At 70.3% G+C, this 22210-nt stretch carries 19 protein-coding genes and 1 tRNA gene; 9 read left to right on the top strand and 11 right to left on the bottom strand.

Annotation, left to right across the window (positions count from 1 at the left end; genetic code table 11):
• Positions 1-170: 170 nt before the first annotated feature.
• The 9 genes from DQ392_RS18910 to dnaA all read right to left on the bottom strand — a co-directional run bounded on the left by DQ392_RS18910 (position 171) and on the right by dnaA (position 13091).
• Positions 171-244 (bottom strand) — tRNA-Ile (locus tag DQ392_RS18910).
• Positions 245-316: 72 nt separating this feature from the next.
• Complete coding sequence (locus DQ392_RS18905) at positions 317-877, bottom strand: DUF3566 domain-containing protein (RefSeq protein WP_114016805.1); 561 nt, start codon at positions 875-877, stop codon at positions 317-319.
• Positions 878-920: 43 nt separating this feature from the next.
• Complete coding sequence (gene gyrA / locus DQ392_RS18900; RefSeq protein WP_114016804.1) at positions 921-3536, bottom strand: DNA gyrase subunit A; 2616 nt, start codon at positions 3534-3536, stop codon at positions 921-923.
• A 77-nt stretch (positions 3537-3613) separates the two neighbouring features.
• Positions 3614-5722, bottom strand: coding sequence for a DNA topoisomerase (ATP-hydrolyzing) subunit B (gene gyrB, locus DQ392_RS18895; RefSeq protein WP_114016803.1), 2109 nt, complete (start codon positions 5720-5722; stop codon positions 3614-3616).
• Positions 5723-6098: 376 nt separating this feature from the next.
• Positions 6099-6644 (bottom strand): DciA family protein, encoded by a 546-nt coding sequence (locus DQ392_RS18890; RefSeq protein WP_114016921.1) that lies wholly within the window; start codon positions 6642-6644, stop codon positions 6099-6101.
• A 32-nt stretch (positions 6645-6676) separates the two neighbouring features.
• Entirely contained in the window at positions 6677-7843 is a 1167-nt protein-coding gene (recF, locus tag DQ392_RS18885; RefSeq protein ID WP_114016802.1) for a DNA replication/repair protein RecF, read from the bottom strand.
• A 10-nt stretch (positions 7844-7853) separates the two neighbouring features.
• A complete protein-coding gene (gene gnd / locus DQ392_RS18880) occupies positions 7854-8792 on the bottom strand; it encodes a phosphogluconate dehydrogenase (NAD(+)-dependent, decarboxylating) (RefSeq protein WP_114016801.1) in 939 nt (312 codons plus the stop codon).
• A 240-nt stretch (positions 8793-9032) separates the two neighbouring features.
• Positions 9033-10163 carry a DNA polymerase III subunit beta gene (gene dnaN, locus DQ392_RS18875; RefSeq protein ID WP_114016800.1) on the bottom strand — a complete coding sequence of 377 codons (1131 nt, stop codon included), beginning with the start codon at positions 10161-10163 and terminating at the stop codon, positions 9033-9035.
• Between the two features lie 795 nt (positions 10164-10958).
• Positions 10959-13091 (bottom strand): chromosomal replication initiator protein DnaA, encoded by a 2133-nt coding sequence (dnaA, locus tag DQ392_RS18870; RefSeq protein ID WP_114016799.1) that lies wholly within the window; start codon positions 13089-13091, stop codon positions 10959-10961.
• A gap of 533 nt (positions 13092-13624) precedes the next feature.
• On the opposite strand from dnaA, the gene rpmH reads away from it, so the two are divergent.
• The 9 genes from rpmH (at position 13625) to DQ392_RS18825 (ending at position 20576) form a co-directional block, all read left to right on the top strand.
• Complete coding sequence (rpmH, locus tag DQ392_RS18865; protein ID WP_016906158.1) at positions 13625-13762, top strand: 50S ribosomal protein L34; 138 nt, start codon at positions 13625-13627, stop codon at positions 13760-13762.
• Between the two features lie 24 nt (positions 13763-13786).
• A complete protein-coding gene (gene rnpA / locus DQ392_RS18860; protein WP_114016798.1) occupies positions 13787-14215 on the top strand; it encodes a ribonuclease P protein component in 429 nt (142 codons plus the stop codon).
• The gene (gene yidD / locus DQ392_RS18855) at positions 14212-14502 is read left to right on the top strand and encodes a membrane protein insertion efficiency factor YidD (RefSeq protein ID WP_114016797.1); all 291 of its coding nucleotides are present in this window, start codon (positions 14212-14214) and stop codon (positions 14500-14502) included. Before rnpA ends, yidD begins: the two co-directional genes overlap by 4 nt.
• A gap of 3 nt (positions 14503-14505) precedes the next feature.
• Positions 14506-15747 carry a membrane protein insertase YidC gene (yidC, locus tag DQ392_RS18850; RefSeq protein WP_114016796.1) on the top strand — a complete coding sequence of 414 codons (1242 nt, stop codon included), beginning with the start codon at positions 14506-14508 and terminating at the stop codon, positions 15745-15747.
• A gap of 110 nt (positions 15748-15857) precedes the next feature.
• Entirely contained in the window at positions 15858-16322 is a 465-nt protein-coding gene (locus DQ392_RS18845) for a Jag family protein (protein ID WP_114016920.1), read from the top strand.
• Entirely contained in the window at positions 16319-17074 is a 756-nt protein-coding gene (rsmG, locus tag DQ392_RS18840; protein ID WP_114016795.1) for a 16S rRNA (guanine(527)-N(7))-methyltransferase RsmG, read from the top strand. The genes DQ392_RS18845 and rsmG overlap by 4 nt, the downstream gene beginning before the upstream one ends.
• 349 nt (positions 17075-17423) lie before the next feature.
• Positions 17424-18632, top strand: a complete 1209-nt coding sequence (locus DQ392_RS18835; protein WP_245981646.1) for a ParA family protein — start codon at positions 17424-17426, stop codon at positions 18630-18632.
• The gene (locus DQ392_RS18830) at positions 18629-19852 is read left to right on the top strand and encodes a ParB/RepB/Spo0J family partition protein (protein ID WP_114016793.1); all 1224 of its coding nucleotides are present in this window, start codon (positions 18629-18631) and stop codon (positions 19850-19852) included. The genes DQ392_RS18835 and DQ392_RS18830 overlap by 4 nt, the downstream gene beginning before the upstream one ends.
• Positions 19853-19955: 103 nt before the next feature.
• Complete coding sequence (locus DQ392_RS18825) at positions 19956-20576, top strand: GNAT family N-acetyltransferase (RefSeq protein WP_114016792.1); 621 nt, start codon at positions 19956-19958, stop codon at positions 20574-20576.
• Between the two features lie 140 nt (positions 20577-20716).
• Here DQ392_RS18825 and trxA read toward each other — a convergent pair whose 3' ends face one another.
• Both trxA and trxB read right to left on the bottom strand, forming a co-directional pair.
• Positions 20717-21046, bottom strand: a complete 330-nt coding sequence (trxA, locus tag DQ392_RS18820) for a thioredoxin (protein ID WP_114016791.1) — start codon at positions 21044-21046, stop codon at positions 20717-20719.
• 76 nt (positions 21047-21122) lie between these two features.
• Entirely contained in the window at positions 21123-22109 is a 987-nt protein-coding gene (gene trxB / locus DQ392_RS18815) for a thioredoxin-disulfide reductase (RefSeq protein WP_114016790.1), read from the bottom strand.
• Positions 22110-22210 lie beyond the last annotated feature (101 nt).

Genomic DNA, 22210 nt, shown 5'->3' with positions numbered 1-22210 from the left:
ACAGCACTCCGCTCGCCGAGGAGACGCCGGTGCCCCGACGTCCAGGACGGGCTACCGGTACCAGGCCGGGCGGGGGAGCAAACGTCACCGCGCGAGCGCCGCCCGCCCGGGAGGGTCCCACACGCCGAAGGCCCGGCCCCCTGTGGAGGGGGCCGGGCCTTCGGCTTCGGTGCGGCTACCAGGACTTGAACCTGGGGCCTCTTCCTTATCAGGGAAGCGCTCTAACCGTCTGAGCTATAGCCGCTCGCTGCACCGAAAGATTAGCGCACTCGGGGCCGTGGTCCCAAATCGGTTTCCCGGCCGTCCCGACGAGGGACTACTCGTCCTCCGCGAGGGTCAGCTCGACACCGCCGACGAACCCCGCGGAGAGGTTGTAGATGAAGGAACCGAGGGTGGCCAGGGCCGTGGCCAGCACGACGTTGATCAGCGCGATGAGGGAGGTGAAGACCAGGACGCGGGGCAGCGAGAGGAAGGTCTCCAGATCGAAGCCGCTGCTGCCGTCGGCGCTGGTGGCCTCGCTGACGGTGCCGCCGAGGGTGGAGAAGACACCCATCGCGTCCATCACCATCCACAGCACGGCCACCGCCACCACGGTGCACAGCCCCAGCGCCACGGCCAGCAGGAAGCTGACCTTCATCACCGACCAGGGGTCGGCCTTGGCCACCCGCAGCCGTGCCTTGCGCGTCCGCGGCACCGTGCGGGCCCCGGTGCGGGGCTTGCGCACGGTGCCGGGCTGTCCCGGTCCCTGCTCCTCCTGCGGGGAGGGGTAGGCCTGGGGCGGCCGGTGCGGCTGCTGCTCGGGCTGCGTCGGGGATGGTGGCTTGGCCTGCGGCTGAGGCTGCGGTTGCGCCTTCGGCTGAGGCTGAGCACCACTCACGCCCTGCTCCTCGTCCTCGTCGTCCTGGTCGTCCCAGTCGGTACTAGTCTTCGTCGGAGCCGGGCGCGTTCTGCGGCTCCCCCTCCTCGGGGTCGCCCACCGCGGCCTCCACTTCCTCGGCCTCACGACCGGCCTCGGCGTTGCGTGCGACGCCGACGACCGCGTCCTTCTTGCCCAGGTTGATCAGTTGGACGCCCATGGTGTCACGGCCTGTCTCCCGCACCTCGCTGACCCGCGTGCGGATCACACCGCCGCCGAGCGTGATGGCGAGGATCTCGTCGCTCTCCTCGACCACCAGCGCGCCCACGAGCTCACCACGGTCCTCCACGATCTTCGCGGCCTTGATGCCGAGACCGCCGCGGCCCTGGACCCGGTAGTCGTCCACGTTCGTCCGCTTCGCGTACCCCCCATCGGTGGCCGTGAAGACGAACGTACCCGCCCGCACGACATTCATCGAGAGCAGTTCGTCCTCCTCGCGGAAACTCATGCCCTTGACACCGGAGGTGGCGCGGCCCATCGGGCGCAGCGACTCGTCGGTCGCGGTGAAGCGGATGGACTGCGCCTTCTTGCTGACCAGCAGCAGGTCGTCGTCGGCCGAGACCAGTTCGGCGCCGATCAGCTCGTCGTCCCGGCCGTCGTCCATCTGACGGAGGTTGATGGCGATGACGCCGCCGGAGCGGGGCGAGTCGTAGTCCTTGAGCGGGGTCTTCTTCACCAGCCCCGACTTGGTGGCCAGCACCAGGTAGGGGACGGCCTCGTAGTCGCGGATGGCCAGGATCTCGGCGATCTGCTCGTCGGGCTGGAAGGCCAGCAGGTTGGCCACGTGCTGGCCGCGCGCCTCGCGCCCCGCGTCCGGCAGCTCGTAGGCCTTGGCCCGGTAGACGCGGCCCTTGTTGGTGAAGAACAGCAGCCAGTGGTGGGTGGTGGAGACGAAGAAGTGGTCGACGATGTCGTCCTCCTTCAACTTCGTGCCCCGCACGCCCTTGCCGCCGCGCTTCTGGGCGCGGTAGTCGTCGGTCTTGGTGCGCTTGACGTAGCCGCCACGGGTGATCGTGACGACGATGTCCTCCTCGGCGATCAGGTCCTCGATGGACATGTCGCCCTCGAAGGGGATCAGCTGGCTGCGCCGGTCGTCGCCGAACTTGTCGACGATCTGGCGCAGCTCCTCGCCGATGATCTGCCGCTGCCGCTCGGGCGAGGCCAGGATCGCGTTGTACTCGTCGATCTTCGCCTGGAGCTCGTCGTGCTCGGCGGTGATCTTCTGCCGCTCCAGGGCAGCGAGCCGGCGCAGCTGCATCTCCAGGATCGCGTTGGCCTGGATTTCGTCGATCGTCAGCAGGTCCATCAGGCCGCCGCGGGCGTCCTCGACGGTCTGGCTGCGCCGGATCAGCGCGATGACCTCGTCGATGGCGTCCAGCGCCTTGAGCAGGCCGCGCAGGATGTGGGCCCGCTCCTCGGCCTTGCGCAGCCGGAAGCGGGTGCGGCGCACGATGACGTCGATCTGGTGGGCGACCCAGTGCCGGATGAAGGCGTCCAGCGACAGCGTGCGCGGCACGCCCTCGACCAGGGCCAGCATGTTGGCGCCGAAGTTGGTCTGTAGATCGGTGTGCTTGTAGAGGTTGTTGAGGACGACCTTGGCCACCGCGTCCCGCTTGAGGACGATGACGAGGCGCTGCCCGGTGCGCGAGGAGGTCTCGTCGCGCACGTCGGCGATGCCGCCGATCCGGCCGTCCTTGACCAGGTCGGCGATCTTGAGTGCCAGGTTGTCCGGGTTGACCTGGTAGGGCAGCTCGGTGACGACCAGGCACTGGCGGCCCTGGATCTCCTCGACCTCCACCACGGCCCGCATCGTGATCGAGCCGCGCCCGGTGCGGTACGCCTCCTCGATGCCGCTGCGGCCCACCACCAGGGCTCCGCTGGGGAAGTCGGGGCCCTTGATCCGCTCGATGAGGGCGTCCAGCAGCTCCTCGCTGGAGGCTTCCGGGTGGTCCAGGTACCACTGGGCGCCGGCGGCGACCTCGCGCAGGTTGTGCGGCGGGATGTTGGTCGCCATGCCGACCGCGATGCCGGCGGAGCCGTTGACCAGCAGGTTGGGGAAGCGCGCCGGCAGGACCGTCGGCTCCTGGTTGCGGCCGTCGTAGTTGTCCTGGAAGTCGACGGTCTCCTCGTCGATGTCCCGGAGCATCTCCATGGCCAGCGGCGCCATCTTGCACTCGGTGTACCGCATGGCCGCGGCCGGGTCGTTGCCCGGCGAGCCGAAGTTGCCGTTGGAGTCGACCAGCGGCATCCGCATCGACCACGGCTGCGCCAGCCGCACCAGCGCGTCGTAGATCGAGGTGTCGCCGTGCGGGTGGTAGGTGCCCATGACGTCGCCGACGACGCGGGCGCACTTGTAGAAGCCCTTCTCGGGGCGGTACCCGCCGTCGTACATCGCGTACAGCACCCGGCGGTGCACCGGCTTGAGGCCGTCGCGGATGTCGGGCAGCGCACGGCTCACGATCACGCTCATCGCGTAGTCGAGGTAGGAGCGCTGCATCTCCGTCTCAAGGGCGACGGGCTCGACGCGGGCGCCCGCCTCGGTGTCCACGAGCGCGCTGTCGGGCGCGGGCGCGTTCTCGGGCGTGGGCTCGTCAGGGGTGGTGGGGGTCTCGTCGGCCATGTCTGAAGATCAAGTCCTTCTCTGTGTGCGGCACGCTTCGGGCGCCCCGGGCCCGCCGGGGCCGGGGCGGGCCGACGTCAGATGTCCAGGAAGCGGACGTCCTTGGCGTTTCGCTGGATGAACGAGCGGCGGGCCTCGACGTCCTCGCCCATGAGGATGGAGAACAGGTCGTCGGCGGCGGCCGCGTCGTCCAGCGTGACCTGGCGCAGGACGCGGTGCTCGATGTCCATGGTCGTGACGCGGAGCTCGTCCGCGTTCATCTCGCCCAGGCCCTTGAAGCGCTGCACCGAGTCGTCCTTGATGCGCTTGCCCTGCTCGCGGCCGAGCTGGATGAGGCTGTCGCGCTCGGGGTCGGAGTAGGCGTACTGGTACTCGTCCCGGCTCCACTTGATCTTGTAGAGCGGCGGCTGGGACAAGAACACGTGCCCGGACTCGACCAGCGGCCGCATGAAGCGGAAGAGCAGGGTGAGCAGCAGGGTGTTGATGTGCTGGCCGTCGACGTCGGCGTCCGCCATCAGAATGATCTTGTGGTAGCGGAGCTTCTCGATGTCGAAGTCCTCGTGCACCCCCGTGCCGAACGCCGAGATCAGCGCCTGCACCTCGGCGTTCTGCAGGACCTTGTCGATCCTGGCCTTCTCCACGTTGAGGATCTTGCCGCGGATCGGCAGGATCGCCTGGTACTCCGGGTCGCGGCCCGACTTGGCCGAGCCGCCCGCCGAGTCGCCCTCGACGATGAAGATCTCGCACTTGGCCGGGTCGTTGGACTGGCAGTCCGACAGCTTGCCCGGCAGCGACGCCGTCTCCAGCAGCCCCTTGCGCCGCGTCAGGTCGCGCGCCTTGCGGGCCGCGACCCGCGCCGTGGCCGCCTGGATGCCCTTGCGGATGATGTCCGCCGCCTCGTTCGGGTTCCGGTCCAGCCAGTCCGTCAGGTACTCGTGGACGATCCGCTGGACGAAGGTCTTGGCCTCCGTGTTGCCCAGCTTCGTCTTCGTCTGGCCCTCGAACTGGGGCTCGCCCAGCTTGACGGAGATGATCGCGGTCAGACCCTCGCGGATGTCCTCACCCGTGAGGTTGTCGTCCTTCTCGCGCAGCAGCTTGCGGTCGCGCGCGTACCGGTTGATCAGACCCGTCAGCGCGGCGCGGAAGCCCTCCTCGTGGGTGCCGCCCTCGTGCGTGTGGATCGTGTTGGCGAAGGAGTAGACCCCCTCGCTGTACTGGTTGTTCCACTGCATGGCGACCTCGACCGACAGCATCCGCTCGCTGTCCTCGGCCTCGAAGTCGATCACCGTGTCGTGGACCAGCTCCCCCTTGCGGGAGTTGAGGTAGCGCACGAAGTCCGCGATACCGCCCTCGTAGTGGTAGCGGACCGCGTTCGGGCTGCCCTCCTCGTCGACGTGGCCCTCGCGCTCGTCGGTCAGGGTGATGGTCAGGCCCTTGTTGAGGAAGGCCATCTCCTGGAAGCGGCGGGCCAGCGTCTCGAACGAGTACTCGGTGGTGTCGAAGATGTCACCGTCCGCCCAGAACGTGACGACCGTGCCGGTCTCGTCCGTGGCCTCGTTCTTCGACAGCGGCGCCGTGGGCGTGCCCAGCTTGTAGTCCTGGGTCCAGCGGAACCCCTCGGTCCGCACCTCCACGGCCACCTTCGTCGACAGCGCGTTGACGACGGAGACGCCCACGCCGTGCAGACCGCCGGAGACCGCGTACCCGCCGCCGCCGAACTTGCCGCCCGCGTGCAGCACCGTCATCACGACCTCGACGGCCGGCTTCCCCTCCGAGGGGACGATGCCCACCGGGATACCGCGCCCGTTGTCGGTCACCCGGACCCCGCCGTCGGCCAGCAGCACCACGTCGATGGTGTCCGCGTGGCCGGCCAGCGCCTCGTCCACGGAGTTGTCGACCACCTCCTGCACGAGGTGATGAAGACCACGCTCACCCGTCGACCCGATGTACATACCGGGACGCTTGCGGACCGCGTCCAGACCCTCCAGGACGGTGATCGCGCTCGCGTCGTACGCAGCCGGATCGGCCGTGCCGGCCGGCGGCGCCGCGGCGGCGCCGCCGGCGGGGTCCGGTGCGGCGTCACCGCCGTGCTCGGGGGTTACCTCCGCGGGCTGCGGCGGAGTCGTCTGCTCGTTCTCGTTGAGATCGCCGGAATCGGCCACGAAGCGCCCTTTCTGGCACAGCACAGGCCGTCTCCAGGGCAATGCGGAGCGGCTGCGTCGTTCGACATGTTCCGCAACGGTGCGGTAGTCCCCCAGTGTACCGGTGACTCAGATGTGAGTGGGGGTTTGCCGGTGCCTGAGTTGGCATGTGCCGCCCTGAACTGGCGTCCGTCGACTCCCCATATCTGGACCGGGGGGCGAAGAGCTTCACAGTGGCGCTGAGCGCTTCGACCCGTCTCCGGCTGTCCCGAACCGCGCACACACCGCGACGACCCCGCGGAAAATCCCCACGAACCCACCCGAAACCCCCTCGGTCAGAGGTCCGAAAACCCCGCAGGCGCCACCCGCGCCCCGCCCGGCCCCACACGTCGTCCCCACCGGAGGGCCACACCGGAAGACCTCACCCGTAGGTGTCTCCCGGCCCCTTGCTGCCCGGAGCCCGCAGCGGCCCGTACCCTCTGCGCGGCGCCTCAGGACCCCGCACCTTGATCCTTCTCACGGTGCCCTGCCCCAGATCCTCGTTCAGCCGCGCCACCAGCCGCGGCGCCAGCAGCCGCAACTGCGTCGCCCACGCCGTCGAGTCGCACCGCACCGACAAGGTCCGCTCCTCCTCGTCGTACCGCTGCGGCTCGCAGTGCTGCGCCACCTGCGGCCCCACCAGCTGCGGCCAGCGCCCCATCACCCCGCCGACCGCCGCCGGAGTCTCCCAGCCACGCTCCGCGATCAGCCTGCTGACAGCCGCACCCAACGGCAACGGATCACGCCCGTCCCGACGCGCCCCCGACCGCAGGCCGCCGCCCCGCCTGGCCTGCCGACGCTGCTGCGCCTCGGCCCCCCGCGCCCGCGCCTGCTCCTTGGCGGCCCGCAACGCCACCCGCGCCAGATCCACACCACTGCTCGGCTGCGGCTCCTTCCCCGCCGCGGACTCCTCCTCTGGCCGCTCCACAGAAGGGCCGTCACCCTGCGTCGCACCACCGCTCACAGCGCGTTCACCTCTCCGTCCGCCACCGCGAACCGCGCCCCCCGCAACACCTCAGGAACGTCCTCGGGAACCGCGGCCGTCACCAGCACCTGCTCGGCCGGGGCCACCAGCTCGGCCAGCCGCTCGCGGCGCCGCGCGTCCAACTCGGCGAAGACGTCGTCCAAGACCAGCACCGGCTCATGCCCCTCGCTCTTGAGCAGCTCGTAGGCGGCCAGCCGCAGCGCCAACGCGTACGACCACGACTCGCCATGGCTCGCGTACCCCTTCGCGGGCAGCTCACCCAGCCGCAACAGCACCTCGTCACGGTGCGGCCCCACCAGCGTCACCCCGCGCTCGATCTCCTGCTTGCGCGCCCCCTCCAGCGCCCCCAGCAGCGCCCCGTACAGCTCCTCTGCCCGCCCACCGGACGCGGCCCCGCCCCCGACGGAAAGCCCCTCCTCCTCGGACGCCCCCTCCGCCACCGGGCCCCTGTACGCGAACGCCACGGGGCCGCCCCCCGGAGCCAGCGCCTCGTACGCCTTGTCCGCCAGCGGGCCGAGAACCGCCAGCAGATCCAGCCGCTGCGCCAGCAACTGCGCCCCCGCCCGCGCCAGATGCTGATCCCACACGTCCAGCGTCGACAGATCCACCCCGCGGCCCCCGTGCCGCCGCGCCATCGCCGCCGACTTCAGCAGACTGTTGCGCTGCTTGAGCACCCGCTCGTAGTCCGAGCGCACCCCCGCCATCCGCGGCGCCCGCGCCACCACCAGCTCGTCCACGAACCGGCGCCGCTCACCCGGATCGCCCTTGACCAGCGAAAGATCCTCCGGCGCGAACAGCACCGTCCGCAAAATCCCCAGGAGGTCGCGGGGCCGCACCTGCGAGGAGCGGTTGATCCGCGCCCGGTTCGCCCGGCCCGGGTTCAGCTCCAGCTCGACCAGCTGCTCCCGCTCGCCCTGCCGCACCTGGGCACGCACGACCGCCCGCTCCGCGCCCTGCCGGACCAACGGCGCGTCCGAGGAGACCCGGTGACTGCCCAGCGTGGCCAGATAGCCGACGGCCTCCACGAGGTTCGTCTTCCCCTGGCCGTTCGGCCCGAGAAACGCGGTCACGCCCGGCCCGAGAGAGACCTCGGCCCGGGCGTACGACCGGAAATCGGCCAGCGAGAGATGCCTGACGTGCATCGGTGCGCGCTCAGCCCCCCGTGGGCGGGGTGACGTCGGCACCCGGAGCGTCGGCGCCCATCTCCCCCACCTTGTCGGCAGCCGTCACCGCGTGCCCGCCGAACTGGTTGCGCAGCGCGGCGATCATCTTCATCTGCGGGGAGTCGTCCTGCCGGGAGGAGAACCGGGCGAACAGCGACGCGGTGATCGCCGGCAGCGGCACCGCGTTGTCGATCGCCGCCTCCACCGTCCAGCGGCCCTCGCCCGAGTCGGCCGCGTAGCCGCGCAGCGCCTCCAGGTGCTCGTCGCTGTCCAGCGCCTTGACCGCCAGGTCCAGCAGCCACGAGCGGATGACCGTGCCCTCCTGCCAGGACCGGAAGACCTCACGCACGTCGGTCACCGAGTCGGCGGACTCCAGCAGCTCCCAGCCCTCGGCGAAGGACTGCATCATCGCGTACTCGATGCCGTTGTGGACCATCTTCGCGAAGTGGCCCGCACCGACCTTGCCCGCGTGGACGGAGCCGAACTTCCCCTCGGGCTTGAGCGCGTCGAAGACCGGCTGCACCTTCGCCACGTCCTCGGCGGAGCCGCCGTACATCAGCGCGTAGCCGTTCTCCAGGCCCCACACGCCGCCCGACACACCGCAGTCGACGAAGCCGATGCCCTTGGCCTTCAGCTCCTCGGCGTGCTTCTCGTCGTCGGTCCAGCGCGAGTTCCCGCCGTCGACCACCAGGTCGCCGGGGGAGAGCAGCTCGGCCAGCTCGTCGACGGTCGACTGGGTGGCCGCGCCCGACGGCACCATCACCCACACCACGCGCGGCCCGCTGAGCGACCCCACCAGCTCCTCGAGGCTGCCGACGTCCGCGATGTCCGGATTACGGTCGTACCCGATGACCGTGTGGCCCCCGCGGCGGATGCGCTCACGCATGTTGCCGCCCATCTTCCCGAGACCGACCAGACCGAGCTCCATCACTGCCCCTTAGCTGTGTTTCTTGCGTATCTCGCGTATCCCGCGTTTCCGCAGTTTCGTGCGCATTCGACCCTACGCCTCCACAGGCTGTGGGCAGGGCGCCACCGGGGCGGTCCGCCGGTCACCCGCCGGAAGCCGACTCCGGCGCCAGGCACCGTACGTACGAGACCGCAGGGCAGCGGACGGGCCCGGCTGTCGGCCGCCGGGCCGGTGCCGGGCGCCGGCCCGGCGGCGGAGGCGTCAGCCCGACAGCCGCACCGGCATGATCAGGTACTTGTACGCCTCGTCGGCCTCCGCGTCCTTGGCGGGACGGCCGCTCAGCAGCGCCGGCTTGGTCGAGGTGGTGAACGACAGCTGCGCCACCGGCGAGTCGATCGCGCTCAGGCCCTCCAGCAGGAAGCCGGGGTTGAAGGCGATCGAGATGTCGTCACCGTCCAGATCGGCGTCCACGCGCTCCACAGCCTGTGCGTCGTCGCTCGACCCGGCCTCCAGCGTCAGCACACCCTGCTCGAAGCTCAGCCGCACCGGAGTGTTGCGCTCCGCGACCAGCGCCACGCGCTTGACGGCCTCCACGAACGGCGCCGTCTCGATCACGGCCACCGAGTTGAACTCGGTCGGGAACAGCGTGCGGTACTTGGGCAGATCGCCCTCCAGCAGCCGCGTCGTCGTCCGCCGCCCGGCGCCCTCGAAGCCGATGAGGCCCTCACCGGAGCCCGAGCCCGAGAGCGCCAGCGTGACGCTGTCGCCGCCGCTGAGCGACTTCGCGGTGTCCAGCAGCGTCTTGGCCGGCACCAGCGCCACCGCCGAGGCCTCCGGCGTCTCCGGCTTCCACAGGAACTCGCGGACCGCGAAGCGGTAGCGGTCGGTGGAGGCCAGCGTGACGGTGTCGCCCTCGATCTCGATGCGCACACCGGTGAGCACCGGCAGGGTGTCGTCCCGCCCCGCCGCGATGGCCACCTGCTGGGCGGCGGCGGCGAAGACCTCACCGGGGACGGTGCCGGTGGCCGACGGCATCTCCGGAAGCGCCGGGTACTCCTCCACCGGCAGGGTGTGCAGAGTGAAGCGCGAGGAGCCGCACACCACGGTCGCCCGTACACCGTCTGTGGAGATCTCCACCGGACGGTTGGGGAGCGCGCGGCAGATGTCGGCCAGCAGCCGGCCCGACACCAGGACCGTGCCCTCCTCCTCGACCTCGGCCTCGACCGAGACCCGCGCCGACACCTCGTAGTCGAAGCCGGAGAGGCTCAGTGCGCCGTCGTCCGCCTTCAGCAGCAGGCCCGCGAGCACCGGCACCGGCGGTCGGGCGGGGAGGCTCTTGGCCGTCCATGCCACCGCCTCCGCGAGGACATCCCGTTCAACCCGGATCTTCACCTTCAGCCGCCTCCCGCGCTGCCTTCTTACGTGCTGTTGCCGGAGACCAGTCTGACGCACGGAACCGACAGCGGAAGCGGGTGCGGGTCAAGTCGCGCCGAACCGGCCCGAGGCGCGAGGCGCCGAGTTGTGCACAGCCCCCACTTCGAAGCGAATCCGGGGCTCTCTAGGTGTCGTCGTAGTAGTAGGGGCTGTGGAAACCGTGGAAAAGCCCATCTGCCCAGCTCAGAGCCGGAATTTTGTCCACCGCGCCTGTGGGTGGACCCGTGGACGAAGGGGCCTTCGCTGTGGACGCCGAAAAGTTCCCCACAACCCGCCCACAGGCAGAGGGGGTTTCCCCACAGCGGCGCCCACAGATTTACCCACCTTTCCCACAGCCCAATCCCCGGCCTCGATGTGACGGCTTTCACTCGGACCGGTGAGCGGGCGCGTTGCGTTGCCGAACAGTGGACAGTTCTGTGGAGAAGTGGCTGTTCACTGGGGAAAAGCGGCCTCATCCTGTGGGCGGGCGGTGGACAAGTCGCCGGGCCGCCGACGGCCGCTTCGGCCCTCCACAGCTGTGGACAGCGGCCGCCCACAAATACACAGGGGGGTGACCTCGGCGAACACTCTCCCACGGGCCCGGTTGTGGACGCCCTTGGGACAACGGCGAGGGTCCCCAGGGTGTGGACGCGGTGAACCGGCCACAACTGTGGACCGAGCCGCTCGGCACCCTCCGAATCGAACAGCGAAGGGCCCCCGGGGAGAACTCCCCAGGGGCCTTCGCTGCCCGCAGGCCGCGCGTCAGCTGCTTCGTCAGCCGTTCTTGATGCGGTTGGTCAGCTCCGTGACCTGGTTGTAGATGGAGCGCCGCTCCGCCATCAGCGCGCGGATTTTCCGGTCGGCGTGCATCACCGTGGTGTGGTCGCGGCCGCCGAACTGTCCCCCGATCTTCGGCAGCGACAGATCCGTCAGCTCCCTGCACAGGTACATGGCGATCTGGCGCGCCGTCACCAGCACGCGGCTGCGCGAGGAACCGCACAGGTCGTCCACCGTCAGCCCGAAGTAGTCGGCGGTGGCCGCCATGATGGCCGGCGCGGTGATCTCCGGAGTCGCGTCCTCGCCGCCGGGGATCAGGTCCTTGAGCACGATCTCCGTCAGCCCGAGGTCGACCGGCTGCCGGTTCAGGCTCGCGAAGGCCGTCACCCGGATCAGCGCGCCCTCCAGCTCGCGGATGTTGCGCGAGATGCGGGAGGCGATGAACTCCAGCACCTCGGGCGGTGCGTTGAGCTGCTCCTGCACCGCCTTCTTGCGGAGGATCGCGATGCGCGTCTCCAGCTCGGGCGGCTGGACGTCGGTGATCAGCCCCCACTCGAAGCGGTTGCGCAGCCGGTCCTCCAGCGTCTCCAGCGCTTTGGGCGGCCGGTCGCTGGAGAGCACGATCTGCTTGTTGGCGTTGTGCAGGGTGTTGAAGGTGTGGAAGAACTCCTCCTGCGTCGACTCCTTGTCCGCCAGGAACTGGACGTCGTCGACGAGCAGGATGTCCATGTCGCGGTAGCGCTTGCGGAACGCGTCCGCCTTGCCGTCGCGGATGGAGTTGATGAACTCGTTGGTGAACTCCTCCGAGCTGACGTACCGCACGCGCGTGCCTGGGTAGAGGCTGCGCGCGTAGTGCCCGATCGCGTGCAGCAGGTGCGTCTTGCCGAGGCCCGACTCGCCGTAGATGAACAGCGGGTTGTATGCCTTGGCCGGAGCCTCCGCCACGGCGACGGCCGCGGCGTGCGCGAAGCGGTTCGAGGCTCCGATCACGAAGGTGTCGAAGAGGTACTTCGGATTCAGCCGTGCCGTCGGCTCCCCCGGCCCGGTCGCGGGCGCGGGCTGCGCGGCCAGCGGCCCCGGCGCGCCGCTGGGCGCCGGCAGCTGGGACGGGCTGTCGTAGTGCGGGGCGGGCGGCCGACCCTGCGGCGGCACCTGTGGCCGGGGCCGCTGCTGGTGCTGTGGCTGGTGCTGTGGCTGGTGCTGCGTCTGCGGCTGTTGCGGCGGCTGGCGTTGGTGCTGGGGCTGCGGTTCGTAGGCGTCGTACGACTGCTGGTCGTAGCTCGGCTGGTCGTACGGCTGCTGGTCGTACGTCTGCGGCTCGTAGCCCTGTTGCTCGTAGGACTGCTGCCGGTGGTCGTAGTGCGGGGGCCGCTGGTGCTGCGGGGGGTACGGGTCGCGCCGCTGCTGCCACGAGGACGGTCCGGGCGCGGGGCCCGGGCCGTGCGTGTACTCGGGGTACGCGGAGCGGGCCCCCGGGACCTCCCGGCTCTCATACTGCTCGCGGCCCTCGTACCGCTCGTAGCGTTCCGGCTGGTCGAACCGGTCCTGCTGGTCGTAGCGGTCCTGCGGGGCCTGCTGACCCTGGGGGTCGTGGGCGGCCGGGGCGGACGGGGGACCGTGTTGCGGGCCGCCGTGTTGCGGGCCGCCCTGCTGGGGGCCGCTCTGCTGGGGGCCGCGGTCGTCGTGCTGGTCGTAGCCGTCGTAGGTCTCGCGCGGTGCGTAGCTGTCGTACGCCGGTTCGTAGGCGCTCTCCCGCTGCGCGGGCTGGGGCTGCTGCTCGGGGGCCGGCGTGGGCGACGGGATCGAGGCGGCGGCCGGCGCCGGCGGGGGCGCGGGAGAGGCGGCCTGCGGCATCGGCCCCGTGACCGTGATCGCCAGGCGGATCGGTTGCCGGCACTCCCGGCTCAGCGCTTCGGTGATCGCCGGGGCGAGCCGGCCCTCCAGGACCTGCTTCGCGTACTCGTTCGGTACGCCCAGCAGCGCGGTGCCCGAGACCAGTACGAGGGGCTGGCAGTCCTGCAGCCAGCGCTGGTCCTTCGCCTCGACGCTGCTTCCTTCGCGCCCCTCGCGCAAAAGCTGTTCCAGCACCCGTGGCCACACTGCGGCAAGATCGGCAGGTAGGTCAGCCACAGGGCACGCTCTCTCACTCGCTGGGTGACGGGTCACGCGCTGGGTGACGGTCGTCGTCCGGTGACCGACCAGGTCCCTCGCATGTGTGGTTCCGGGGACGGCCGGGAAGAAAAGGAAGTTCGGCCACGGTAGTCACGCGGACCTGCCCCGTTCAAGTCGTTGTCCACAGGCTGTGCACGAGTGCCGTACGAGTGCGGTAATGGGCGCGGGCGGGCCGCGGGTAGCGGGTAGGACGCGGGGCGGGGGCGGAAGCGGTGCGGCAGGACCGCGGCTCCCGTGCGCGGGGCCCGGGCGCCCCGTCGGCGCGGGTTTGACCGGATGGCGTAAGCGCGCGTACCGTAACCAGGTCGAGTGTCGACGGCTGCTGCCGCCTGCCTCCGATGGGCAAGATCGCCGGGTTCGCCCGATCGATCATGAAGCGGTGCACACTCGGGCGTTGCGAGCTACTCGTGGGCGCACGGTGACAGCCAGTCGACTCCCCACACCCTGTCCTGCGGTGTCCGTGGGACACGAAGCATCCCTGGAGCCCCCGAGTGAGCAAGCGCACCTTCCAGCCGAACAACCGTCGCCGCGCGAAGACCCACGGCTTCCGGCTGCGCATGCGGACCCGCGCCGGCCGCGCGATCGTCGCGAACCGCCGCAGCAAGGGTCGCGCCCGCCTGTCGGCCTGAGCAGCCTGACCACAGGTCCATGACGTGCTGCCTACCGAGAACCGGCTGAGGCGGCGCGAGGACTTCGCGACCGCGGTACGCCGAGGACGCCGGGCCGGACGCCCGCTCCTCGTCGTCCATCTACGCAGTCGAACGGACCCGCACGCGTCGGAGGGGGCAGTCCCTCCGACGCGTGCGGGTTTCGTCGTGAGCAAGGCCGTCGGCAACGCCGTCGTCCGTAACCGTGTGAAGCGGCGTCTGCGCCCCCTGATGCGCGAACGTCTGTGCAAGCTGCCCGCAGGTAGCCTGGTTGTCGTACGGGCGCTGCCCGGCGCGGGAGAGGCGGACCACACGGAGCTGGTCCGTGATCTGGACGCCGCGCTGCGGAAGCTGCTCAAAGGGTCCCCTCGCTCCGCCGCCTCGGGGGACAGCCCCCGCGATCCCGGCCGCGAACCGGGAGGGAGAGCGCCGTGAAGTACCCGCTGCTGTGGTTGATCAAGCTGTACCAGTGGACGATCAGTCCGATGCTCGGCCCCGTGTGCCGGTATTACCCGTCGTGCTCCCACTACGGCTACACGGCCATCCACCGCCATGGCGCCGTGAAGGGGACGGCACTGACGGCCTGGCGCATCCTGCGCTGCAACCCGTGGTCGCCCGGTGGCGTCGACCATGTCCCCGCCCGGAAGCACCCGGTATGGCACCAGCGGATCCGCTCCCGCTGGCAGCAGCACCGGACCCAGTCCAACGCCCAAGGAGCCTGATTCGTGGACACGATCCTGAGTCCTCTCTATACCGCTGTCTCCTGGATCATTGTCCAGTTCCATTCGCTGTTCGGCCTGGTCTTCGACCCGGACAGCGGCTGGGCCTGGGGTCTGTCCATCTTCTTCCTGGTGGTGCTGATCCGGATCTGCCTGATCCCGCTCTTCGTGAAGCAGATCAAGTCGACCCGGAACATGCAGGCGCTCCAGCCGAAGATGAAGGCGATCCAGGAGCGCTACAAGAGCGACAAGCAGCGCCAGAGCGAAGAGATGATGAAGCTCTACAAGGAGACGGGCACCAACCCGCTCTCCAGCTGCCTGCCGATCCTCGCGCAGTCGCCGTTCTTCATCGCCCTCTTCCGGGTGCTCAGCCACATCGCGGACAACAAGCCGGTGGGCGTGCTCAACGCCCAGCAGGTCGACAGCGCCCGTAGCGCGAAGATCTTCGGTGCCCCGATCGCCGCGAAGTTCATGGACGGCGCCGAGCAGGTCAGCGACCTGGCCGCGACCCTCGTCGACGTCCGCATCGTCACGGTCATCATGATCGTCCTGATGTCGGCGTCGCAGTTCTACACGCAGCGCCAGCTGATGACCAAGAACGTCGACCTGACGGTGAAGACGCCGTTCATGCAGCAGCAGAAGATGCTGATGTACGTCTTCCCCGTCATGTTCGCCGTCTTCGGTATCAACTTCCCCGTCGGTGTCCTCATCTACTGGCTGACCACCAACGTGTGGACGATGTGCCAGCAGCTCTTCGTGATCAAGCGCAACCCCACACCCGGCTCCCGCGCCTACAAGGAGCGCCAGGAGCGGCTGCGGGCCGCGGGCAAGCTCAAGGAGGACCCGAAGGAGGTCGAGGCCCGCGAGGCCGCCGAGGCCGCCAGGTCCCGCCGTCAGCAGCCCAAGCGCCAGACGAAGGCACAGCGGCAGGGCGGCCCCCTCGCCGCGGGCTCCAAGCAGGGTGGCGCCTCCTCGGCCACCGCGTCGCTGGAGAAGGACGAGTCGGGCTCCGCCGAGGAATCCGGCTCCGCTGAGAAGTCCGGCACCGCGGGCGGTTCCGCCACCGGCAAGGGCGGCCAGAAGAGCGCAGGCCAGAAGGGCTCGGGCCAGAAGGCGTCGGGCAAGCAGCAGGGCGGCGCCAAGCAGAGCGGTCACAAGCAGGGCGGCGGCCAGGCCAAGTCGGGTCAGAAGAAGACCGGGCAGCAGCGCAAGGGCCCCCAGCGTCCCAAGCACCCCTCCAAGAAGTGAGCACCGAAGGAGTCCCCGCCGTGACGGACACGACCGCCCCCGAGAGCACGGACGCTCCCGAGAGCACGGATGCGACCGGCCTCGAGAGCACCGAGGCCGAGACCGACAGCCTGACCCGTCTGGAACAGGAGGGTGAGATCGCGGCCGACTACCTCGAGGGCGTGCTCGACATCGCCGACCTGGACGGCGACATCGACATGGACGTCGAGGCCGACCGCGCCGTGGTCTCGATCGTCAGCGAGGGCACCTCGCGCGATCTGCAGAAGCTGGTCGGCAAGGACGGTGAGGTGCTGGAGGCCTTGCAGGAGCTGACGCGGCTTGCCGTGCACCGTGAGACGGGCGACCGCAGCAGGCTGATGCTGGACGTGGCCGGCTTCCGTGCCCGCAAGCGCGAGGAGCTGGCGGAGCTGGGCGAGCAGGCGGCCAAGGAGGCCAAGGGCTCGGGCGAGCCGGTGAAGCTGCGTCCCATGACCCCGTTCGAGCGCAAGGTCGTGCACGACGCGGTGAAGGCCGCCGGACTGCGCAGCGAGTCCGAGGGCGAGGAGCCGCAGCGCTGCGTGGTCGTCCTCCCGTGAGCGGGGACGCGGGGGAGCCGCAGGAGCACGCGGCGGACCTGCCGCCCGCTCCCGAGGCGGCACACAAGGCGTTCGGGGACAGTCTCCCCGCCGTGCGGCGGTACGCCGAACTGCTGGCGGACGCCGGAGTACGGCGGGGCCTGCTCGGTCCGCGCGAGGTGCCGCGGCTGTGGGAACGGCACCTGCTCAACTGCGTGGTGCTTTCCGAGGTGGTGCCCGAGGGCGTCTCCGTCTGCGACGTCGGCTCGGGCGCCGGACTGCCGGGGATTCCGCTGGCGCTCGTGCGCCCGGACCTGGAGATCACGCTGCTGGAACCGCTGCTGCGGCGGACGACCTTCCTACAGGAGGTCGTCGAACTGCTGGGGCTCGACCACGTGACGGTGCGGCGTGGGCGGGCCGAGGAGATGCTGGGCACGCTGACGCCGGTGCACGTGGTGACCGCACGCGCGGTCGCACCGCTGGACCGGCTGGCCGGCTGGGGCGTGCCGCTGCTGCGCCCCTACGGCGAGATGGTGGCCCTCAAGGGCGACACCGCCGAGGAGGAGGTCCGCACGGCGCGCGACGCACTGCACAAGCTGGGGGTCGTGGAGACCACGGTGGAGCAGATCGGCCGCGGCGTGGTGGAGCCCCTCTCGACGGTGGTGCGGGCCCGGGTCGGTGAGAGCCCGGGCGGTGTCCGCTTCGCCGCCAGGCGGGCCAAGGCCGAGAAGGCGGCCCGCCGCGCGGCACGCGGCGGGCGGCGCGGCCGCTGAGCCCACGGCCGGGCCGACAGCGGCCCGGCCACCGCGGCCCCGGTCAGGGGAGCCACCGCGCGGTCACGGAAGCCGCCGCGGTCGCGGTCGGCGCTGAAACGCTGATTCGGTTACGCGGTTACTCCATAAAAACGCTTACGGCACCGTGGCGCGGAGTGTCGCGGCGGCACCCGTCAGGGCCGCGTGCATCGTGTTTCACGTGAAACGTCGCTCTCTGTTGCACGGAATCATCAACCGAGGCCGCGCCGCCGCCGGTGCGCGCGGCCGGACCGCACCCACCCCCCAGCCCCGCTCCGACGTGGATTCGTCCGCAACTGAGTGGGGCTCGCTGGTTCGCGACACCGAAAGCATGGGAGGCTCTGTCCATAGCGAGCCTGATGGTGAGGAGAGTGAACCGTTGCGGTCCGACGCCAACATCGCGGGACCGATGGCCGACCCGGTCCCCGGTCCCCGGACAGAGTCGGGGGATACCAGCGTGGGCGGGGGCGCTCCCCGCGGTGACGCGGCACGTGAAACGCCACCGCCCATGGATGACACCCCCATTGGCCGCGCCGCCCAGCAGGCGGTCGAGGCGATGAACAGAGCCGGGGAGGGTCTGCCGCGGCCGGCCCAGACCCGGGTCATGGTGGTCGCCAACCAGAAAGGCGGGGTCGGCAAGACCACGACGACCGTGAACCTCGCCGCCTCGCTGGCGCTGCACGGGGCCCGCGTTCTGGTGGTCGACCTCGACCCGCAGGGCAACGCGTCGACGGCGCTGGGCGTGGACCACCACGCCGAAGTGCCCTCGATCTACGACGTGTTGGTGGAGAGTAAGCCGCTCTCCGAGGTCGTCCAGCCGGTGCCGGACGTGGAGGGGCTCTTCTGCGCCCCGGCGACCATCGATCTCGCCGGTGCGGAGATCGAGCTCGTGTCGCTGGTCGCGCGGGAGAGTCGCCTTCAGCGGGCCATCGAGGCGTATGAGCAGCCGCTCGACTACATCCTCATCGACTGCCCGCCCTCCCTCGGCCTGCTGACGGTCAACGCCCTCGTGGCCGGTGCGGAGGTGCTGATCCCCATTCAGTGCGAGTACTACGCACTGGAGGGGCTGGGCCAACTGCTGCGCAACGTGGAGCTGGTGAGGGGGCATCTGAACCCTCGGCTGCACATCTCCACGATCATTCTGACGATGTACGACGGCCGGACCCGGCTGGCGTCCCAGGTGGCGGAGGAGGTGCGCGGGCACTTCGGTAAGGAGGTGCTGCGTACCAACATCCCACGTTCGGTGCGTATTTCGGAGGCCCCGAGCTACGGCCAGACGGTCCTGACCTACGACCCCGGTTCCAGCGGTTCGCTCTCCTACCTGGAGGCGGCGCGGGAGATCGCGCTGCGGGACCCGCACGTCGAGCAGGCCCAGCAGGCGCAGGAAGCTCAGCAGGCGCAGGAGGCCCAGCAGGGCTACCAGGGGGCACCGGCGCAGCACGCGGTGCCGTTCCAGGCGCCACAGCAGCAGCCACTCGGACAGCCACCAGCACAACCACAACAGGCACAGCAGCACAGCAGCACGGCGGAGGGGCAGTGAGCGAGCGACGTAGGGGCCTGGGGCGGGGGCTCGGTGCGCTGATCCCGGCGGCTCCGACGAGCACGGAGACCGCCGACTCGTCGGAGTCGGGTTCCGAACGGCAGTCGCCGAGCGTCACGGGGGGCTCCACCTCCCCCACCGCCGTTCCGCTGCTCTCTCCGGAGCAGGGGTCGCGCGGGGTGGCAGCCGCGAAGGTCGCCGCGCTCTCCCAGCGGGAGAGCGACGAGTGGGTTTCACGTGAAACGCCAGGCGCTGCGTCCGGCGAGGAGGGCGCCGCCACCGAGGAGGACACCTCCGCGGAGGCGGCGGCCGGAGCGGTGGACGGTGCGTTCTTCGCCGAGGTGCCGCTCGACGCGATCACCCCGAACCCACGGCAGCCCCGTGAGGTCTTCGACGAGGACGCCCTCGCCGAACTGGTCACCTCCATCAAGGAGGTTGGTCTCCTCCAGCCGGTGGTGGTGCGTGAGCTGGAGGCCGGCAGCTTCGAGCTCATCATGGGTGAGCGCCGCTGGCGCGCCTGCCGTGAGGCGGGGCTGGAGCAGATTCCGGCCATCGTCCGGGCCACCGAGGACGAGAAGCTCCTCCTGGACGCGCTGCTGGAGAACCTGCACAGGGCGCAGCTGAATCCGCTGGAAGAGGCGGCCGCCTACGACCAGCTCCTCAAGGACTTCGAGTGCACCCACGATGAGCTCGCCGGGCGGATCGGCCGCTCCCGCTCGCAGGTGACCAACACGCTGCGGCTGCTGCGGCTCTCACCGGCGGTGCAGCGCCGGGTGGCGGCGGGCGTGCTGTCCGCCGGGCACGCGCGCGCCCTGCTGTCGGTGGAAGACGGTGAGGATCAGGACAAGCTCGCTCACCGCATCGTGGCCGAGGGGCTGTCGGTGCGGGCGGTCGAGGAGATCGTCACGCTGATGAGCGGCGCGCCCAAGGGGCGGGCCAAGCCGAAGGGCCCCCGGGCCGGCGCCCGGGTGTCCCCCGCGCTGAACCAGCTGGCGGGCCGCCTCTCCGACCGCTTCGAGACCAGGGTGAAGGTCGACCTGGGGCAGAAGAAGGGCAAGATCGTCGTGGAGTTCGCCTCCATGGAGGATCTGGACCGCATCCTGGGGCAGTTCGCTCCCGGGGAGGGCCGGGTGCTCCAGCAGAAGCTCGCTGAGGGCGACGGCGGCCAGGGCGACGACGAGCCCGAGGACGGCGAGCGGGCCGACGAGGATTCCGTGTAGTCACCGCGCCGGTCAGCGCCGGTCGGTTCGGGCCGACCATCGCACCAGTCACAACAGCGGAAACCTGCCGACGAGCTGTCGCCCCATGGTTACGATGTCTGCCATGGGGCGACAGCTCGTTCCGCTCACGCTGGACAATCTCACGGACCTGCCGGAGCGCTGCCGTGCCTGCGCCTTCTGGGAGCTGGGCCCGGTCAGTGACGAGGAGACGGTCGGCTCGGGCCGCCCGGACCGGGAGAAGGAGGCCTGGATCTCGGCGGTGCTGCTGGAGTGGGGCTCCTGCGGCCGGGTCGTCTACGTCGACGAGGTGCCGGTCGGCTATGTGCTCTACGCGCCGCCCGCTTACGTGCCGCGCTCCTTCGCCTTCCCCACGAGCCCGGTCTCCCCCGACGCCGTGCAGCTGATGACGGCGTATCTGCGCCCCGGGTTCCAGGGGCAGGGCATCGGCCGGGTGATCGTGCAGACGGTGGCGAAGGATCTGCTGCGGCGCGGGTTCAAGGCGATAGAGGCGTTCGGGGACACGCAGTGGAAGGAGCCGGCCTGCCTGCTGCCCGCCGACCATCTGCTGGCCGTCGGTTTCAAGACCGTCCGGCCGCATCCGCGGTTTCCCCGGCTGCGGCTGGAGCTGCGCTCGACCGTCTCCTGGCGGCAGGACATGGAACGGGCGCTGGACCAACTACTGGGAAAGGTGCACAGCAAGGAGCCGGCGCTCCGGCCGCTGTAGAGAGCGAGCCGGAAAACGAGCAGGGGCGCGGTTTCACGTGAAACCGCGCCCCTGCTGCCGTTCGTCCGGAGGCGAGTGCCCCTCCGCCTGCGAAGCGGCCGGCTCTCACGAGGGAGCCGGGCCCTCAGCCGGTCGGACTCTCAGCCGATGAAGTCGGAGAGGTCCTTCTCGATGGCGGCCTTCGGCTTGGCGCCGACGATGGTCTTGACGACCTCGCCGCCCTGGTAGACGTTCATGGTCGGGATCGACATGATGCCGTACTTCGCGGCGACGCCCGGGTTCTCGTCGATGTTCAGCTTGACGACGGTGAGCTTGTCGGCGTGCTCGGCGGCGATGGCCTCCAGGGAGGGGGCGATCTGACGGCACGGACCGCACCAGGCCGCCCAGAAGTCGACCAGCACGGGCTTGTCGCTCTTGAGGACGACGTCATCGAAGTTCGCGTCGGTCGCGGTCACGGTGGCACCGGCCATGGTGCTTCTCCTCGGGTGTGGGGTGTGCGGGTGGGGGTTGAAGCTGGCGAAAGGGGACGGCTGGGGGCCGACGCGGTCAGACGGCGGCGGCTGTCTTCTCCGGCTCGGCGGTCTCCTCGGCTTCCACGTCGGTGAGCGCCGCCAGGAAGCGCTCGGCGTCCAGGGCGGCCGAGCAGCCGGTGCCCGCCGCGGTGATGGCCTGCCGGTAGGTGTGGTCCACCACGTCGCCCGCCGCGAAGACGCCGGGCACGTTGGTGCGGGTGGAGGGGGCGTCCACCTTGAGGTAGCCGTCCTCGTCGAGGGTGAGCACGTCTGTGAACAGCTCCACGCGCGGGTCGTGGCCGATGGCGACGAACAGGCCCGTCACGTCCAGCTCGCGGGTTTCGCCGTTCTCGGTGTCGCGCAGGGTCAGCCCGGACAGCTTGCCGTCCTTGCTGTGGATCTCGGCGACCTCGCTGTTCCAGGCGAAGGAGATCTTCGGGTCGGCGAAGGCGCGCTCCTGCATCGCCTTTGAGGCCCGGAGGGTGTCCCGCCGGTGGACGACGGTGACGGACGCGGCGAACCGGGAGAGGAAGGTCGCCTCCTCCATGGCCGTGTCGCCGCCGCCGACCACGACGATGTGCTGCTCACGGAAGAAGAAGCCGTCGCAGGTGGCGCAGTAGGAGACGCCGCGGCCGGACAGCTCCTCCTCCAGCGGGAGACCCAGCGTGCGGTGCTGCGAACCGGTGGAGACGATCACCGTACGGGCACGGTGGACGGTGCCGGTGGAGTCCGTGACGGTCTTGACCGGCCCCGACAGGTCGACGGCCGTGACGTCGTCGGGGATCAGCTCGGCGCCGAAGCGCTCCGCCTGGGCCCGCATGTTGTCCATGAGCTCCGGGCCGACGATGCCTTCCTGGAAGCCGGGGAAGTTCTCGACCTCGGTGGTGTTCATCAGGGCGCCGCCCGCTGTGACGGAGCCCTCGAACACCAGCGGCTTCAGCGACGCGCGGGCGGTGTAGAGCGCTGCCGTGTATCCGGCCGGGCCCGAGCCGATGATGATGACGTTGCGGACGTCGCTCACGGGAGTCTTCCTTGTCTGCCGACTGCTATCCGGGATCTTGCACCGAGGCTTTCACCCCGTCCAACGGATCCTACGGGGCAGACATTCCCGGGCTCGCGACC

Origin of the sequence: Streptomyces reniochalinae, assembly GCF_003323735.1 — a bacterium.
Lineage (GTDB): Bacteria > Actinomycetota > Actinomycetes > Streptomycetales > Streptomycetaceae > Streptomyces > Streptomyces reniochalinae.
Note: the sequence above shows the minus strand (reverse complement) of the source record. Positions and strands in the feature narration are given on the sequence as shown.

Excerpts from the sequence above, each read along its gene's own strand:
- gyrA (WP_114016804.1), bottom strand. The coding sequence starts at position 3,536 with ATGGCCGACGAGACCCCCACCACCCCTGACGAGCCCACGCCCGAGAAC.
- recF (WP_114016802.1), bottom strand. The coding sequence starts at position 7,843 with ATGCACGTCAGGCATCTCTCGCTGGCCGATTTCCGGTCGTACGCCCGG.
- gnd (WP_114016801.1), bottom strand. The coding sequence starts at position 8,792 with ATGGAGCTCGGTCTGGTCGGTCTCGGGAAGATGGGCGGCAACATGCGT.
- DQ392_RS18835 (WP_245981646.1), top strand. The coding sequence starts at position 17,424 with ATGGGAGGCTCTGTCCATAGCGAGCCTGATGGTGAGGAGAGTGAACCG.
- DQ392_RS18825 (WP_114016792.1), top strand. The coding sequence starts at position 19,956 with ATGGGGCGACAGCTCGTTCCGCTCACGCTGGACAATCTCACGGACCTG.
- trxA (WP_114016791.1), bottom strand. The coding sequence starts at position 21,046 with ATGGCCGGTGCCACCGTGACCGCGACCGACGCGAACTTCGATGACGTC.